The organism is Streptomyces sp. NPDC031418, from assembly GCF_055581605.1.
In genome coordinates, this window is record NZ_JBVIJC010000031.1 from 20,898 (window position 1) to 34,868 (window position 13,971).

Sequence of the window (13,971 nt, forward strand, 5' to 3'; positions counted from 1 at the left end):
GGGCAGGGGCGGCGACGCGCTGGGGGCATGGCGGCTGGGCCTCGACACCGCCCGGGGGTTGCGGGGCGTCGCGCGGGGTCTCGGAGCGGGCAGGTGCGGGGCGCCGGGCGACCGGGGTCGGTGGACGGTGCGGGGTGGACGGCGGGGCGCCTTCGGCATCGTAACGGATCTTCTCCGGCGGCACCCCGCCGTCGCGTCGGGCGGCGCGTCCTGTCAACTTCCTGCCAGAGGAAGGGGTTTGATGATCAGTCGTGTGTCAGCGACCGCACCGGTGTACCGGCGAGGAAGGCGGCGATGTCCTCCACCGCCTGCGTGTAGAAGGTGCGGTAGTTGCGCTCGGTGACGTATCCGAGGTGCGGGGTGGCCAGCACGTTGGGCAGGGAGTGCAGGGGGTCGTCGGCGGGCAGCGGCTCGGTGTCGAAGACGTCGAGACCGGCTCCGGCGATCCAGCCCTCGCGCAGGGCGCGCAGCAGGGCCTGCCGGTCGACGATGGCGGCGCGGGAGGTGTTGACGAGGTAGGCGTGCGGGCGCATGGCGCGCAGTTCCGGCTCGCCGATCAGGCCGCGGGTGCGGTCGGACAGCACGAGGTGGACGGAGACGAAGTCGCTGCGGCCCAGCAGGTCCTGCTTGCTGTCGGCGAGCCGGGCCCCGGCGTCGGCGGCGCGCTCGGCGGTGAGGTGCTCGCTCCAGGCGAGGACGTCCATGCCGAAGGCGGTGGCGACGCGGGCGACCCGGGAGCCGATCTTGCCGAGGCCGAGCAGGCCGAGGGTGCGGCCGTGCAGGTCCTGGCCGACGGTGGACTGCCAGGGGCCGCCCTCGCGCAGGGCCCGGTGTTCGGCGGTGAGGTGCCGGGCGAGGCCGAGGAGGAGGGCCCAGGTCAGCTCGACGGGCGGGGTGGGGCTGCTGGCGGTGCCGCAGACCGTCACTCCCCGGGCCGCGGCCGCGGCGAGGTCGATGGAGGCGTTGCGCATGCCCGTGGTCACCAGCAGGCGCAGCCGGGGCAGCCTGTCCAGCAGGTCCGCGTCGAAGGGGGTGCGCTCCCGCATGGCCACGACGATCTCGCAGTCGGCGAGTGCGGCGACGAGTTCGTCCCGGTCGGTGATGTGCTCGCGGAGCGTGCGCACCTCGACCCGGTCGGCGAGCGGACTCCAGTCGGCCAGGTTCAGGGCAGCGCCCTGGTAGTCGTCGAGCACGGCACAGTGGATGGTCATGCGGGCATTCTGCCTCCCCTCCGATCATCCCCGGCCGCCCCGGGGGTCAGGTGAGCGGGCGGCCCAGGGTGAGGTTCCAGCGGTGGGCGCGGCCGGTGAACTCGACCGTGTGCAGGGGGCGTACGTCGATCCGCCAGAAGGCGGACTCGGGGGCTGCCAGCAGCCGGACGGTCGCGGCGCGTACGACGTCCGGTTCGACCACCGCGAGGGTCCGGCCGGTGAAGTCCGCGGCCCGGTCCAGCCAGGCGCCGACCCGTGCGCACAGCTCGTGCACCGACTCCCCGCCGTGCGGGGCGGACGCCGGGTCGGTCAGCCACCGGGCCACCGCGTCCGGTTCGGCGGCCGTCACCTCCTGAAGGGTCCGGCCGCGCCAGCGGCCCATGCCGGCACCGGCCAGTTCGGCGGTCTCGGTAGCGTCCAGGCCGAGTGCGGCCGCCGTGTGCCGGCAGCGCCCGGAGGGGGACACCAGCGCACGCTCGGCGCGAGGAAGGGCGGCCGCCGCCGCGCGGGCACGGTCCGCCGCGGCCGGGTCGAGCGGGCCGGAGTCGTCGAACCGGGCCTCGCGCAGGTCCGCGTTCATGGCGGGTGAGATCAACACCACTCGGCTTGTCATACGCGCGCTCTCCTCGTCGTACGGCCGTGCCGGCACAGGGACTTCATGGAACCGGCGGCCCGCGGGGCGCACGTCCGCGCTCATGATCACAGGCCGGTCGGGAGGACGGGGGCGCGGCCCGGGTCCGCTGAGCGACGCCGTACGCACCCGCGAACCGCTCCGCCCGGATCAGCCGGCGGGCTCCGGGGCGGGCCTGGCGTCCTGCCACACCGTGTGGAAGGCCAGGCGCAGGCAGGTCGCGAGGGCCGGGTGCTCGATGAAGAGCGTGGTGGTGGTGCCGGCGCCGGCCACCGGGTCCGGCATGTCGCACAGCACCAGGGAGGCGTCGGCGATGACGAGTTTCAGCGGCAGGTCGGGGGCGAAGCGGGCCTCCTCCCCGGCGGCGGCGAAGCGGCTCACGTGCTCCTGCGTTCCGGGGTCGGTCAGCGCCTCGTCGAGGTAGATCGCCCGGACCGTGCCGCCCGCCCGGTGCAGTCGGCGGACCACCGCGATGCCCTCGGTGTTCTCGGCGGGGGCGACGAACGGCGGTTTGCAGAAGGTGAGCAGTTCGTGCCGGGCCTGCCGCTGGATGTCGGCGAAGCGTTCGGCGATGGCCTTCGGGTCGCGCAGGATCTCGATGTAGTCCAGCGGATCGGTGTGCGCCCGCCCCTGCGACCACAGGGGTTGCAGCAGGCCGGCGAGCCCCTGCGAGACCCGTTCCAGCCGCTCGACCGACTCCCGCTGAACGGTCATCAGCCGGGACAGCGCCAGCTCCGGTGTGACGGCCGAGTAGGTGGCCACGCGCCCGGGGTGGGCGGTGGCCAGTTGTCTGCGTACCAGCGCGTCCAGTACGTCGTAGACGCGTTGGCGTGGCACGTCGGCCTCGCGTGCCACCTCGGCGGCGGTGTAGGTGCCGCGTCTGATGAGTGTGAGGTAGACCCGTGCCTCGTACCGGGGCAGGCCCAGCGACATCAGGTCGTTGACGGTGGTGTCCTCCAGCTCCATGGCTGCACAAGGTACCCGTCGGCGCGGTGACGTCCAGGCCAAGGTTTTACCAACTGGCCCTGTTCTCACCGGCGAAGTGTCCATAGGCTCCTCATAGCCACCACTGACCGGGGTGGCACCAAGCACCAAGCACCAAGCCCGAATCCGACTCCGCCCGGCCACCCCCAACGGTAAGCGGTTGTCATGCGCATGACACTGCGATCCGGCCGTCGGTGCGGAGTCACCCATCCCCCCACGGAGGGCAGTTCATTGCGTTCTCAGCGCAGAAGGAAGCCGATCCACCGCAGCGCGCCCGCGCTGCTGTCCGCGGCGGCCCTGATCACCAGCGGCCTCGCCGTCGCCGCCCAGTCGTCGGCCTTCGCGACCACGAGCACCACGTCGACCACGACCGCCGCCGTCGCCACCGCGCACACCCACCGGCTCTGCTCCGAGCCGAGCAAGCCGGGCTACATGGCGTGCGAGGCGGTGGTGCGCACCGACCTGAAGGCCAACAGGACCCTCGGCCGCCACGACACCCCCAAGGGCTTCGGCCCGGCCGACCTCCAGTCCGCCTACCACCTGCCCAAGGACGGCGGCAAGGGCGCCACCGTCGCGATCGTGGACGCCAACGACGACCCGAACGCCGAGAAGGACCTCGCGGCCTACCGCTCCCAGTACGGCCTTCCGGAGTGCACCACGGGCAACGGCTGCTTCAAGAAGATCGACCAGGACGGCGGCACCAACTACCCGGCCCCGGACGCCGGTTGGGCCGGTGAGATATCCCTCGATGTGGACATGGTCAGCGCGGCCTGCCCGCAGTGCCACATCCTGCTCGTCGAGGCCAAGTCCGCCAACATGGAGGACCTCGGCGCGGCCGTGAACCAGGCGGTCAAGCAGGGCGCCAAGTACGTCTCCAACAGCTACGGCGGCAGCGAGGCGTCCGACGACGCCACCGCCGACGACTCGTACTTCAAGCACCCCGGTGTCGCCATCACGGTCAGCTCCGGCGACAGCGGCTACGGCGTCGAGTACCCGGCCGCGTCCCCGTACGTGACCGCCGTCGGCGGCACCTCGCTCAAGAAGGACAGCAGCACCCGCGGCTGGTCCGAGTCCGTCTGGGGCACCTCCGCCGGCGGTGACGGCGCGGGCTCCGGCTGCTCGCAGTACGAGGCGAAGCCGTCCTGGCAGAAGGACACCGGCTGCGGCAAGCGCAGCGTCGCCGATGTCGCGGCCGTGGCGGACCCGGCCACCGGTCTCGCCGTCTACGACACCTACCAGTCGGGCGGCTGGAACGTGTACGGCGGCACCTCCGCCTCCGCGCCGTTCATCGCCGGTGTCTACGCCCTCGCGGGCACCCCGGGTTCCGGTGACACCCCGGCCTCCTACCCCTACGCCCACCCGGACCAGCTGAACGACGTCGGTGACGGCGCCAACGGGTCCTGCGACACCTACCTGTGCAAGGCGGGCAAGGGCTACGACGGCCCGACGGGTCTCGGCACCCCCAACGGTGTCGCCGCCTTCACCAAGTAACCCCTGACACCATCTTGTCCGCTGCGCCCCGCCGGCCGTCCGGCGGGGCGCAGTGCTGCGAGCGGGTGCCTCAGCCGGTGATCCGGACGGGCAGTTCGGACAGGCCGCGCATGACGATGTTGGGCACCCGGGGCGGTGCCTCGGTCAGCAGCTCCATGTCCAGGGCGGTCAGGGCGGAGACCGCGGCCTGGGCGGTGAGCCGGGCCAGCGGCGCGCCGACGCAGAAGTGGATGCCCAGGCCGAAGCCGAGATTGCGGCCGGCCGGCCGGTCCAGCCTCAGCTCGTCGGGGTCCTCGTGGACCGCCGGGTCGTGGCTGGCCGCACCGATCAACAGCATGACCTGCTCGCCCGGCTGGACCGTCTGCCCGGCGATCTCGGCCTCGGCCAGGGCGACCCGGGAGATCATCTGCACGGGCGCGTCGAAGCGCAGCATCTCCTCCACCGCGCCCGGCACCTGCTCCGGGTGGGCGCGCAGCCAGTCCCGCTGGTCGGGGCGGCTCAGCAGGGCGAACATGCCGTTGCCGATCAGGTTGACGGTGGTGGCGTAACCGGCCGACAGCAGCAGGGTGCAGGTGACCTCCAGCTCGTGCGGGGTCAGCGTGTCCCCGCCCTCCTCGGCGGCGACCAGCTCGCTGATCAGGTCGGTGCCCGGCGCCGCGCGGCGCTGCTCGGCCAGCTCGCCGATGTACTGGTACAGCTCGGCGCGGGCGGCGTCCCGCCGGGCGACCTCCTCCGGACCGAGCAGGAAGCTGGGGTCCAGGCCGCGGGCGATGTCGGCGGACAACTCGTCGAAGCGGGCGGCGTGTTCGGCGGGGACGTCCAGCAGCGCGTTCTGCATCCGGCCGGGCAGCGGGTGGGCCACCGCGCGCATCAGGTCGACGGGGCCGTCGCCGGCCTCGGCGCGGGCGGTCTCGATCAGCTCGCGGACGATCCGCTCGGCGGTGGCGCGCATCCGGTCCACCTGGCGGGCCGCGAACGCCTTGCTCACCAGGGCGCGGATCCGGGTGTGCTCCGGCGGGTCGGCGAAGATGAACGGCCGGACCACCGAGCCGTCGGCCTCGTGACGGAAGTGGTCGGCGACGGTGGCGCCGTCGCCCCAGCCGAACCGCTGGTCGCGCAGCACGGCCGAGCACGCCTCGTGCCCGGTCACCGCCCACAGGCCCAGCGGGGTGCGGGTCACCGGGCCCTTCTCCCGGATCTGCGCGTAGACCGGGTAGGGGTCGGCCAGGAAGGCCGGGTCGAAGGGGTCGAAGGGCAGCAGCTGGGCGATGAAGGCCGGGTCGAGCTGGGGTGCTTCGGTCATGGCGGGCGGTTCCCAACTCCGCGCGGGACACGGTCGCCGCGCGGGACGTCTCTCGTCTCGGTTCGAGGGGGGGTGTGGGGGGTGTCGGGTGCGTGCCGGGGGTCAGCCCACGGCGACGGGGGTGAAGGCCACCGGCAGCTGGTCCAGGCTGTTGGCCACCAGGCTCGGCGTCCAGGTCAGCTGCTCCTCGGGAACGGCCAGCCGGAGGTCGTCGAAGCGGTCGAACAGGGTGCGCAGCGCGATCCGGGCCTTGAGCCGGGCCAGCGGGGCGCCGATGCAGAAGTGCGTGCCGTGGCCGAGCGCCAGGTGCCGGGACGCGTCGCGGTGGATGTCGAGCGTCTCCGGGTCGCCGAACTGGGCGGCGTCGTGGTTGGCCGCGGCCAGCGAGATCATCACGTGCTCGCCCGCCCTGACCTTCGCGCCGCCCAGCTCCATGTCCTCCGTGGCGAAGCGGTACACCACGGTGAAGACCGGGCTGGTCAGCCGGAGCAGTTCCTCGACGGCCGGGCCGAGCAGCTCGGGGTCGGCCTTGACCTCGGCGAGCTGCTCGGGGTGGCGCAGCAGCGCGAGGATGCCGTTGGACAGCAGGTTGATGGTGGTCTCCGCGCCGGCGAGGAGCAGCAGCATGACCGTGGAGCGGATCTCCAGGTCGGCGAGGGCGTCGCCGTCCTCGTTGGCCTGCACCAGACCGGATATGAGGTCGTCGCCGGGGTGGGCCCGGCGCTGCGCGGTGAGGTCGGTCAGGTACGTCTCGAACCAGCCGACCGAGGCGACGACCTCCTCCGGGCTGGAGGAGTTGCCCAGGCCGACGAAGATGTAGGTGTTGCGCTCGAACTCCTCGATGTCGGCCAGCGGGACGCCGAGCATCTCGTAGAGCACCGTGGAGATCAGCGGCGAGATGAACGCCTCCTTCAGGTCGGCGGTGCCCTTCTCGGCGACGGCGTCGAGCAGTTCGTCGCTGATCTGCTGGATCCGGGTGCCGAGGTCGGCGACCCGGCGCGGGGTGAACGCCTTGGACACCAGTCGGCGCAGCCGGGTGTGCTCGGGCGGGTCGGCGAGGTTCATGTGCTGGTTGAGGATGGACTTGCGGCCGTCGTAGCCGAGGGAGGGCCACAGTTCGGGCAGCGCGTTGTCGAGGTTCTTGCTCAGCTTGCGGTTGGTCAGCGCGGCGAGCGCGTCCTCGTACCGGGTGACCATCCACACCGGGTTGCCGTCGGGCAGCAGCAGCTGTTCGACCGGGCCGGGTTCGGGCAGCCCGGGCGCCCAGGGGCGGGGGCCCGCCGTGGCGCCGGCGTGCGCGGGGCAGCCGGTGGCCACGTCTGCGTCGGGGTTCGGCATGACGTGTGTTTCCTTTCCTTGGTGCGGGGTTGGTGCTCCGTCGTCAGGGGGTGCCCGACGACGGGGACGGCGGGGTGGCGGCCAGTGCGGCGAGCCGCGCGGCGACGGCGGGGAACCGGCCCGCCTCGCCGGAGGCGGCCACATGGCCGTCCGGCCGCAGCAGCACGAACCGCTGCCGCGGGCCGGTCAGCGGGAAGTGCGCGACCAGGCCGGGCAGGCTGCCGGCCAACTCCGCGGCGTCCTGCGCGAGTCGGCTGTGCGGGCCGCCGTAGGTGAGCAGCTGGAAGCGGCCGGCCAGCTCGTCGGAGGGGTGCGGGAGCCAGCGGGGGTCGCGGGTGCCGGGGCGCGGCCGGGAGCGCTGCGGGCGGTCGGCCGGCCCGGTGCCGAACAGCACGTCGGGGTAGCGGCTGCGCCAGCCGGCGAGCAGCGGTGCGTAGCCGCGGGCCAGCGCGCCGGAGGCGCCCAGCAGGCGCCAGCTGAGGTCGCGGACCCGGCGGGCCGCCGGACCGGCCACGGCCTGCCGGGCCATCCGGCCGGTGGCCTGGAGGGTCTGGGCGATCGCGGCCCGCCGCTCGGGGTCGTAACTGTCCAGGATCGACGGGTTCAGCCGGCCGTGCACCACGCCCGCGAGCTTCCAGGCCAGGTTGCGGGTGTCCGGGATGCCGAGGCTGAGGCCCTGGCCGCCGATCGGGCTGTGCACATGCGCGGCGTCGCCGACGAGGAAGCAGCGGCCGGAGCGCAGCGCGCCGGCCACCCGCTCGTCGCTGGAGAACAGGGTGACGGTGCGCACCTCGGTGAAGCGGAGCCCGCCGGGGCCGCGCTCGTCCAGCAGCACCTGGGCCTGCTCGGCGGTGGCCGGGGTGCCCTCCGGTACGGCGCCGGAGATGCGGAACTCGCCGCCGGGCAGCGGGGCGAGCACCGCGGTGCCGGTGTCGCCGAGGAAGTAGTGCACCTCGTCCGCGCTCCACCCGGTGCCCGGCTCGCCGGTGATGCGTCCCTCGGCGAGCAGGAAGGTGGCCGGGAAGCGGGCGCCGGTGAAGTCGATGCCCAGCTCGGCGCGGACCCGGCTGTGCAGCCCGTCCGCGCCCACCAGCCAGTCGGCCTCGAACTCGGTGGTGCTGCCGTCCGCCCGGGTCGCGGTGACGGTGACCGTGTGCTCGTCCGGGACGACCTTGGTGACCCGGGTGCCCCACTCGACGCCGACGCCGCGGTCGGCCAGCGCCTCGGCCAGCAGCCGGCCGGTGCGCTCCTGGGGCAGCACCAGCGGGGCGTTGACGTCGCTGAGCGGCACCCGCACGCTGCCCCCGGAGCCCAGGTGGTAGTGGAGGGCGACGGGCTGGATGGCCTCGCGGGCGGCGCGCTCGGCGAGGCCGAGTTCGCCGAGCACCTCCCGCACCGGCGGCCACAGCAGGATCGCCCGGGAGCCGGTGTGCGGCTGGTCCGCCGCGTCCACCACGGTGACCTGCACACCGAGCCTGCTCAGCTGTGCGGCCATGGCAAGGCCGCACGGGCCCGCGCCGACGACCAGGACCGTCGTACGCCGTGTCATCGCTTCTCCAACCACTCGTGCACCGCCTGGGCGGTGCGCTCGGCGTGTTCCTCGAGGACGGTGAAGTGGTCGCCGGTCAGCTCCACCTCATCGTGCGGGCGGGGCCAGTCGGCCGGGGGACGGTCGAATCCGGCGAGGGGTTCGGTGGTACGGGCCACCAGCAGCGGGGTCGTGGAGTCGGCGGGCCGCCAGTCGGTGAGCAGCGGCAGATAGCCGCCCATCGCGGTGAGCCGGGCGTCGGTCACCCCGCCGCCCTCCGCCAGGCGGGCGAACATCTGCTCGAACAAGGCGGTTCCGTTGGTGGTCAGTTCGGGCCCGAACAGGAAGGTGTCGATGAGCACCAGCGCGGCGGCCGGGCGGCCCTCGGCGGCCAGCCGGGCGGCGACGCCGTCGGCCAGCAGGCCGCCCGAGGAGTAGCCGACCAGCACCACCGGCCGCTCCCCCGCCGCCTGCCGCACCTGGCGGGTGACGGCCTCCAGCGCGGCGGCCCGGTCGGCGGGCAGCGGTTCGCCGTCGAGGTAGCCGGGCAGGGCGAGGGCGGTGACGGCGCGCCGGTCGCGCAGCGCGGCGGCGAACCGGGCGTACTGGTGCGGGCCGGAGGTGGCCAGCACGGTGGGCAGACAGACCAGCAGCGGGCCGTCCTCGTGCGCGGTCAGCGGCACCGGTTCGGGCAGCGGGCCGCCGGCCCCCTCGGCGAAGCCGGGACGCAGCCGGGCGGCGGCGCCGAGCAGCTCCACGAACGCGCCGGTCTTCCCGGCCTCGGCCGCCTGCCGGTACAGGCCCTCGAACACGCCGGGGGCGGCGCTGGCGGCCGGGTCGGGGCCGAGTTCGCCGTTCAGGTAGCGGGCCAGCGCCTGCGGGGTGTCGTGCTCGAACAGGGTGGCCGCGGTCAGCCGTACCCCGGTGGCCGCGGACAGCCGGTTGCGCAGCTCCAGGGTGGTCAGCGAGTCGAAGCCGTGTTCCAGGAAGCGGCGGGCCGGGTCGAGCGCGGAGCCGTCCGGGAAGCCGAGGACGGCCGCGGCCTGGCCGGTGACCGCGGTGAGCAGCGCGCCGTACCGCTCGGCGGCGGGCAGCCCGGCCAGCGCGCCGGCGCCCGGCACGGCCGGGCCGCCGGCCTCGCGGCGGCCGCGGTCGGGGGCGAACTCGGCGATCAGCGGGCGCGGGCCGGTGAGGGTGTACGCGGCGTGGAACCGCGGCCAGTCCACCTCGGCCAGCAGCAGGCGGGTGTCCCCCGCGGTGAGCGCGGTGCCGAGCGCGGCGAGGGCGCGCTGCTCGTCCAGTACGGCGATGCCCCGGCTCGCCAGCCGGTCCCGGCGGGTGGCCGCCACGCCGCTGGTGTCGTCGGGGTCGGCCCAGGGCGCCCAGGCCACCGACAGGGCGGGCAGCCCGGCCGCGGCGCGGTGCTCGGCGAGCGCGTCCAGCGCGGCGGTGGCCGCGGCGTAACCGGCCTGGCCGACGCCGCCGAAGGTGCCGGAGACCGAGGAGAACAGCACGAACGCGGTGAGCGGCAGCTCCCGGGTGAGGTGGTGCAGCTGCCAGGCGGCGGTGACGCCGGGGTTCAGGGCGGCCGCGGCGGCGGCGCCGTCGAGGCTGGTCAGCGGGGCTTCGGTGAGCGGTACGGCGGTGTGCACCACGGCGCTGAGCGGCTGCCCGGCGGGCAGCGACGCCGGCAGCGCGGCCACCGCCGCCGGGTCGGTCAGGTCGCAGACGGCGGTGTGCACCTCGGTGCCCTCGGCGCGCAGCGCGACGACCGTCTCCTCGGGCACCGCGCCGCCGGGTGCGGCGGTGAGCAGCAGCGCGGGGGCGCCCGCGGCGGCCAGCCAGCGGGCCACGGCCGCGCCCGTCGTGGTGTCCGCGCCGGTGACCAGGGTGGTGCCGGTGGGCCGCCAGGTGTCGCCGGTCAGTTCGGTCAGCGGGCTGCGCACCAGGCGGCGGGCGAACAGTCCGGCCGGGCGGACGGCGAGCTGTTCCTCGCCGGTGCGCCCGGACAGCGCCGCGCACCAGCGGGTCAGCGCCCGTTCGTCGGGCCGGGCAGGCAGGTCGACGATGCCGCCGGCGAGGTCGGGGTGTTCCAGGGACACCGTCGGGGCCAGGCCCCACAGCGCGGCCCGGTCCGGGTCGCCGTCCGGCGCCGCGTCCAGCGCCACCGCCTCCGTCGTGGTGAACCACAGGGGGGCCGCCACGCCCAGTTCGGCCAGGGCGCGGACCAGGGTCACGGCGGCCGGCCAGCCCAGCAGGGCGAGCACCCCGGCGGGCCGGACGCCGGCCAGCGCGTCCCGCAGCTCCGCCACGTCCGTTGAGTCCCCGGTGAGTTCGACCCGGATCACCCGGGCGCCGTGCCGGTCCAGCGCGCCGGGTTCCGGTCCGGTGTGCCCGGGGGGTACGGCGACCAGCCAGTCGCCGGTCAGCCGCGCGCTCGCCGGGTCGGGCACCGGCCGCCACTGAAGCGTGTGGCGCCAGGAGTCCACGACGGACCGCTCGCGGCGGCGCCGCCGCCAGGCCGACAGCGCGGGCAGCACGGCGGCCAGGGGTTCGGCCTCCGGGGCGGCCAGGTCGAGGGCGTCGGTGAGGCCGGGCAGGTCGGCGTTCTCCACCGCGGTCCAGAAGGCGGACTCCACCGGGTCCGCGGTGCCGGGTACGGCGGCCGGGTCGGGCTCGGGCCAGTAGCGCTGCCGCTGGAAGGGGTAGGTGGGCAGATCCACCCAGGCGGGGTCCCGGCCGGCCAGGGCGGCGCCGAGGTCGACCGGGGCGCCGCGGGTGTGCGCGTCGGCCACCGAGCGCAGGAAGCGGTCGAGGCCGCCCTCGTCGCGGCGCAGCGAGCCGACGGCGGCGGCCTCGGCCCCGGCGTCCTCGGCGATGTCCTGCACCGCGGTGACCAGCACCGGGTGCGGGCTGACCTCGACGAAGAAGCGGTAGCCGGCGGCCAGCAGGGTGCGCACGGCCGGGTCGAAGGCCACCGGCCGGCGGGCGTTCTCGAACCAGTACGCGGCACCCAGGCCGGCGGTGTCGGTGAAGCCTCCGGTGACGGTGGAGCAGAACGGCACCTCTGCCGCGGTGGGCCGTACGTCGGCGAACAGGTCCAGGATGCGCTCGCGCAGCGGGTCGACCTGGTCGCAGTGCGAGGCGACGGTGGAGCCGACCAGCCGGGCGCGCAGCCCGTCGGCGGTGGCCTCGGCGACGAACCGTTCCAGCGCGTCCGTCGCGCCGACCACGGTCACCGCGTTCGGGCCGTTGACGCCGCCGATGTGCAGCGCGTCGCCCTGGGCGGCCAGCCGGGCGCGGACCTGCTGCTCGGACGCGGCCACCGACACGACCGCGCCACGGCCGAGCAGTTCCTCGGCGAACAGCCGGCTGCGCAGTACGACGATCTTCAGCGCGTCGTGCAGGGACAGCGCGCCCGCCGTGCAGGCGGCGGCGATCTCGCCCTGGCTGCTGCCGACCACCGCGGCCGGGGTGAGGCCGTAGGAGCGCCACAGTTCGGCGAGGGACACCATCACCGCGAACAGCACCGGTTGCAGGATCTCGATGCGCTCCATGGAGGGCGCGCCGGGCGCCCCGCGCAGCACGTCGACGATCGACCAGTCCACGAAGGCGCGGGCCGCGGTGTCGCACTCGGCGACGCGGGCGGCGAACACGGGCGCGGAGTCCAGCAGTCCGGCGGCCATGCCGGCCCACTGGGAGCCCTGGCCGGGGAAGACGAACACGACCCGGTCGACGGGCGCGGCGGTGGCGCCGGTCACGGCGTCGTGCGGCCTGCCCTCGGCCAGGGCGCGCAGTGCCTCGGCGGCGGTGTCCGGAGCGTCGGCGACGACCACGGCACGGTGGTCGAAGAGGGCGCGGGAGCGCAGCAGGGCGCCGGCGAGATCCGGCAACGGGGTCCCGGCCTGCACGAGCGGCAGCAACCGCTCGGCCTGCGCCCGCAGCGCTTCGGGGGTGCGGGCGGAGAGGGCGAGGGGGACGGGGGCGAGGGGGGCGGGGGCGGCGGGGGCGGTCGTACGACCATCGGTCTCGGAGGTCTCGGAGGTCTCGGAGGTCTTCGAGGCTTCGAAGGTCGCCGGGGTTTCGGCCGGCGCGAACTCCTCGCACTGTTCCAGGAGTACGTGGGCGTTGGTGCCGCTGATACCGAACGCGGACACCCCGGCGCGGCGCGGGCGGCCGGTCTCCGGCCAGGGGCGGGGCTCGGTCAGCAGCGCCACCCCGCCGGAGGCGAAGTCCGCCTCGGGGGTCGGCGCGTCCACGTGCAGGGTGCGCGGCAGCCGGTCGCCGCGCAGCGCCATCACCATCTTGATGACACCGCCGACCCCGGCGGCCGCGCCGGTGTGACCGAGGTTGGACTTCAGCGAGCCCAGCCACAGCGGGCGGTCGGCGGGCCGGTTGCGGCCGTAGGTGGCCAGCAGCGCGTTGGCCTCGATCGGGTCGCCGAGCGCGGTACCGGTGCCGTGCGCCTCGACCGCGTCGATGTCGGCGGCGGCCAGGCCCGCGTCGGCGAGCGCGGCGCGGATGACCCGTTCCTGGGAGGGGCCGTTGGGGGCGGTGAGCCCGTTGGAGGCGCCGTCCTGGTTGACCGCCGAGCCGCGCACCACGGCCAGCACCCGGTGTCCGTTGCGGCGCGCGTCGGACAGCCGCTCCAGCACCAGCATCCCGGCACCCTCGCCCCAGGCGGTGCCGTCGGCGGCCGCGGCGAAGGCCTTGGCACGGCCGTCGGGCGCCAGACCGCGCTGCCGGGACAGCTCCACGAACCCGGCCGGGGTGGACAGCACCGAGGCTCCCCCGGCCAGCGCCAGCGAGCACTCGCCGCGGAGCAGGGACTGGCGGGCCAGGTGCAGGGCGACCAGGGAGGCCGAGCAGGCGGTGTCCACGGACAGCGCGGGGCCCTCCAGGCCGAGGGTGTAGGACAGCCGCCCGGACAGCACGCTGATCGCGTTGCCGGTCAGCAGATAGCCCTCCAGGTCCTCGGCGGCCTGCGCGGCGAGCATCCCGTAGTCCTGCGCGCCGCTGCCCACGAACACGCCGGTGCGGCTGCCGCGCAGCGAGGTGGGGTCGATCCCGGCCCGCTCCAGCGCCTCCCAGGAGGTCTCCAGGAGCAGCCGCTGCTGCGGGTCCATCGCCAGCGCCTCGCGCGGCGAGATCCCGAAGAACGGGGCGTCGAAGTCGGCCACGTCGTAGAGGAACCCGCCCTCCTTGACGTAGGTGGTGCCGGGCCGGTCCGGGTCGGGGTCGAAGAGGCGGTCCAGCGGCCAGCCCCGGTCGGTGGGGAAGGCCGCCATCACATCGCGGCCGTCGGCCACCACCTCCCACAGGTCCTCGGGCGAGCCGATGCCGCCGGGAAAGCGGCAGGCCATGCCGACGACGGCCACCGGCTCGGTGTCGCGCTGCTCGTACGCGCGCAACCGCTGCCGGGTCTCGTGCAGGTCGACGGTGACCTTGCGCAGGTAGTCGCGGAGACGGTCGGCATCACTCATGA

The 13,971-nt window shown here is 75.0% G+C and carries 7 protein-coding genes and 1 pseudogene; 1 reads left to right on the top strand and 7 read right to left on the bottom strand.

Translation table 11 applies throughout. The features are described 5' to 3' along the window. Window positions 1-245: 245 nt before the first annotated feature. The 3 genes from ACZ5CZ_RS34550 to ACZ5CZ_RS34560 all read right to left on the bottom strand — a co-directional run bounded on the left by ACZ5CZ_RS34550 (window position 246) and on the right by ACZ5CZ_RS34560 (window position 2,808). Window positions 246-1,211 carry a D-2-hydroxyacid dehydrogenase family protein gene (locus tag ACZ5CZ_RS34550; RefSeq protein WP_385842818.1) on the bottom strand — a complete coding sequence of 322 codons (966 nt, stop codon included), beginning with the start codon at window positions 1,209-1,211 and terminating at the stop codon, window positions 246-248. Window positions 1,212-1,257: 46 nt separating this feature from the next. Continuing rightward, window positions 1,258-1,824, bottom strand: coding sequence for a histidine phosphatase family protein (locus ACZ5CZ_RS34555; RefSeq protein ID WP_385842819.1), 567 nt, complete (start codon window positions 1,822-1,824; stop codon window positions 1,258-1,260). Window positions 1,825-1,992: 168 nt separating this feature from the next. Further along, complete coding sequence (locus ACZ5CZ_RS34560) at window positions 1,993-2,808, bottom strand: TrmB family transcriptional regulator (protein WP_385842820.1); 816 nt, start codon at window positions 2,806-2,808, stop codon at window positions 1,993-1,995. Window positions 2,809-3,057: 249 nt separating this feature from the next. On the opposite strand from ACZ5CZ_RS34560, the gene ACZ5CZ_RS34565 reads away from it, so the two are divergent. Then, window positions 3,058-4,317 (top strand): S53 family peptidase, encoded by a 1,260-nt coding sequence (locus tag ACZ5CZ_RS34565; RefSeq protein ID WP_385842821.1) that lies wholly within the window; start codon window positions 3,058-3,060, stop codon window positions 4,315-4,317. 70 nt (window positions 4,318-4,387) lie between these two features. Here ACZ5CZ_RS34565 and ACZ5CZ_RS34570 read toward each other — a convergent pair whose 3' ends face one another. The 4 genes and pseudogenes from ACZ5CZ_RS34570 to ACZ5CZ_RS34585 form a co-directional block, all read right to left on the bottom strand. Beyond that, window positions 4,388-5,620 (bottom strand): cytochrome P450, encoded by a 1,233-nt coding sequence (locus ACZ5CZ_RS34570; protein ID WP_385842822.1) that lies wholly within the window; start codon window positions 5,618-5,620, stop codon window positions 4,388-4,390. A gap of 102 nt (window positions 5,621-5,722) precedes the next feature. Next, complete coding sequence (locus ACZ5CZ_RS34575) at window positions 5,723-6,958, bottom strand: cytochrome P450 family protein (protein WP_468948528.1); 1,236 nt, start codon at window positions 6,956-6,958, stop codon at window positions 5,723-5,725. Between the two features lie 43 nt (window positions 6,959-7,001). Further along, a complete protein-coding gene (locus tag ACZ5CZ_RS34580) occupies window positions 7,002-8,507 on the bottom strand; it encodes an FAD-dependent oxidoreductase (protein WP_468948530.1) in 1,506 nt (501 codons plus the stop codon). Window positions 8,508-8,530: 23 nt separating this feature from the next. Then, a pseudogene (locus ACZ5CZ_RS34585) lies at window positions 8,531-13,969 on the bottom strand (type I polyketide synthase); the annotation flags it as partial. Window positions 13,970-13,971: the final 2 nt, after the last annotated feature.

Bases quoted from the DNA above. Each gene is read 5' to 3' on its own strand.
- ACZ5CZ_RS34550 (WP_385842818.1), bottom strand. From the start codon at position 1,211: ATGACCATCCACTGTGCCGTGCTCGACGACTACCAGGGCGCTGCCCTG.
- ACZ5CZ_RS34555 (WP_385842819.1), bottom strand. From the start codon at position 1,824: ATGACAAGCCGAGTGGTGTTGATCTCACCCGCCATGAACGCGGACCTG.
- ACZ5CZ_RS34560 (WP_385842820.1), bottom strand. From the start codon at position 2,808: ATGGAGCTGGAGGACACCACCGTCAACGACCTGATGTCGCTGGGCCTG.
- ACZ5CZ_RS34570 (WP_385842822.1), bottom strand. From the start codon at position 5,620: ATGACCGAAGCACCCCAGCTCGACCCGGCCTTCATCGCCCAGCTGCTG.
- ACZ5CZ_RS34575 (WP_468948528.1), bottom strand. From the start codon at position 6,958: ATGCCGAACCCCGACGCAGACGTGGCCACCGGCTGCCCCGCGCACGCC.
- ACZ5CZ_RS34580 (WP_468948530.1), bottom strand. From the start codon at position 8,507: ATGACACGGCGTACGACGGTCCTGGTCGTCGGCGCGGGCCCGTGCGGC.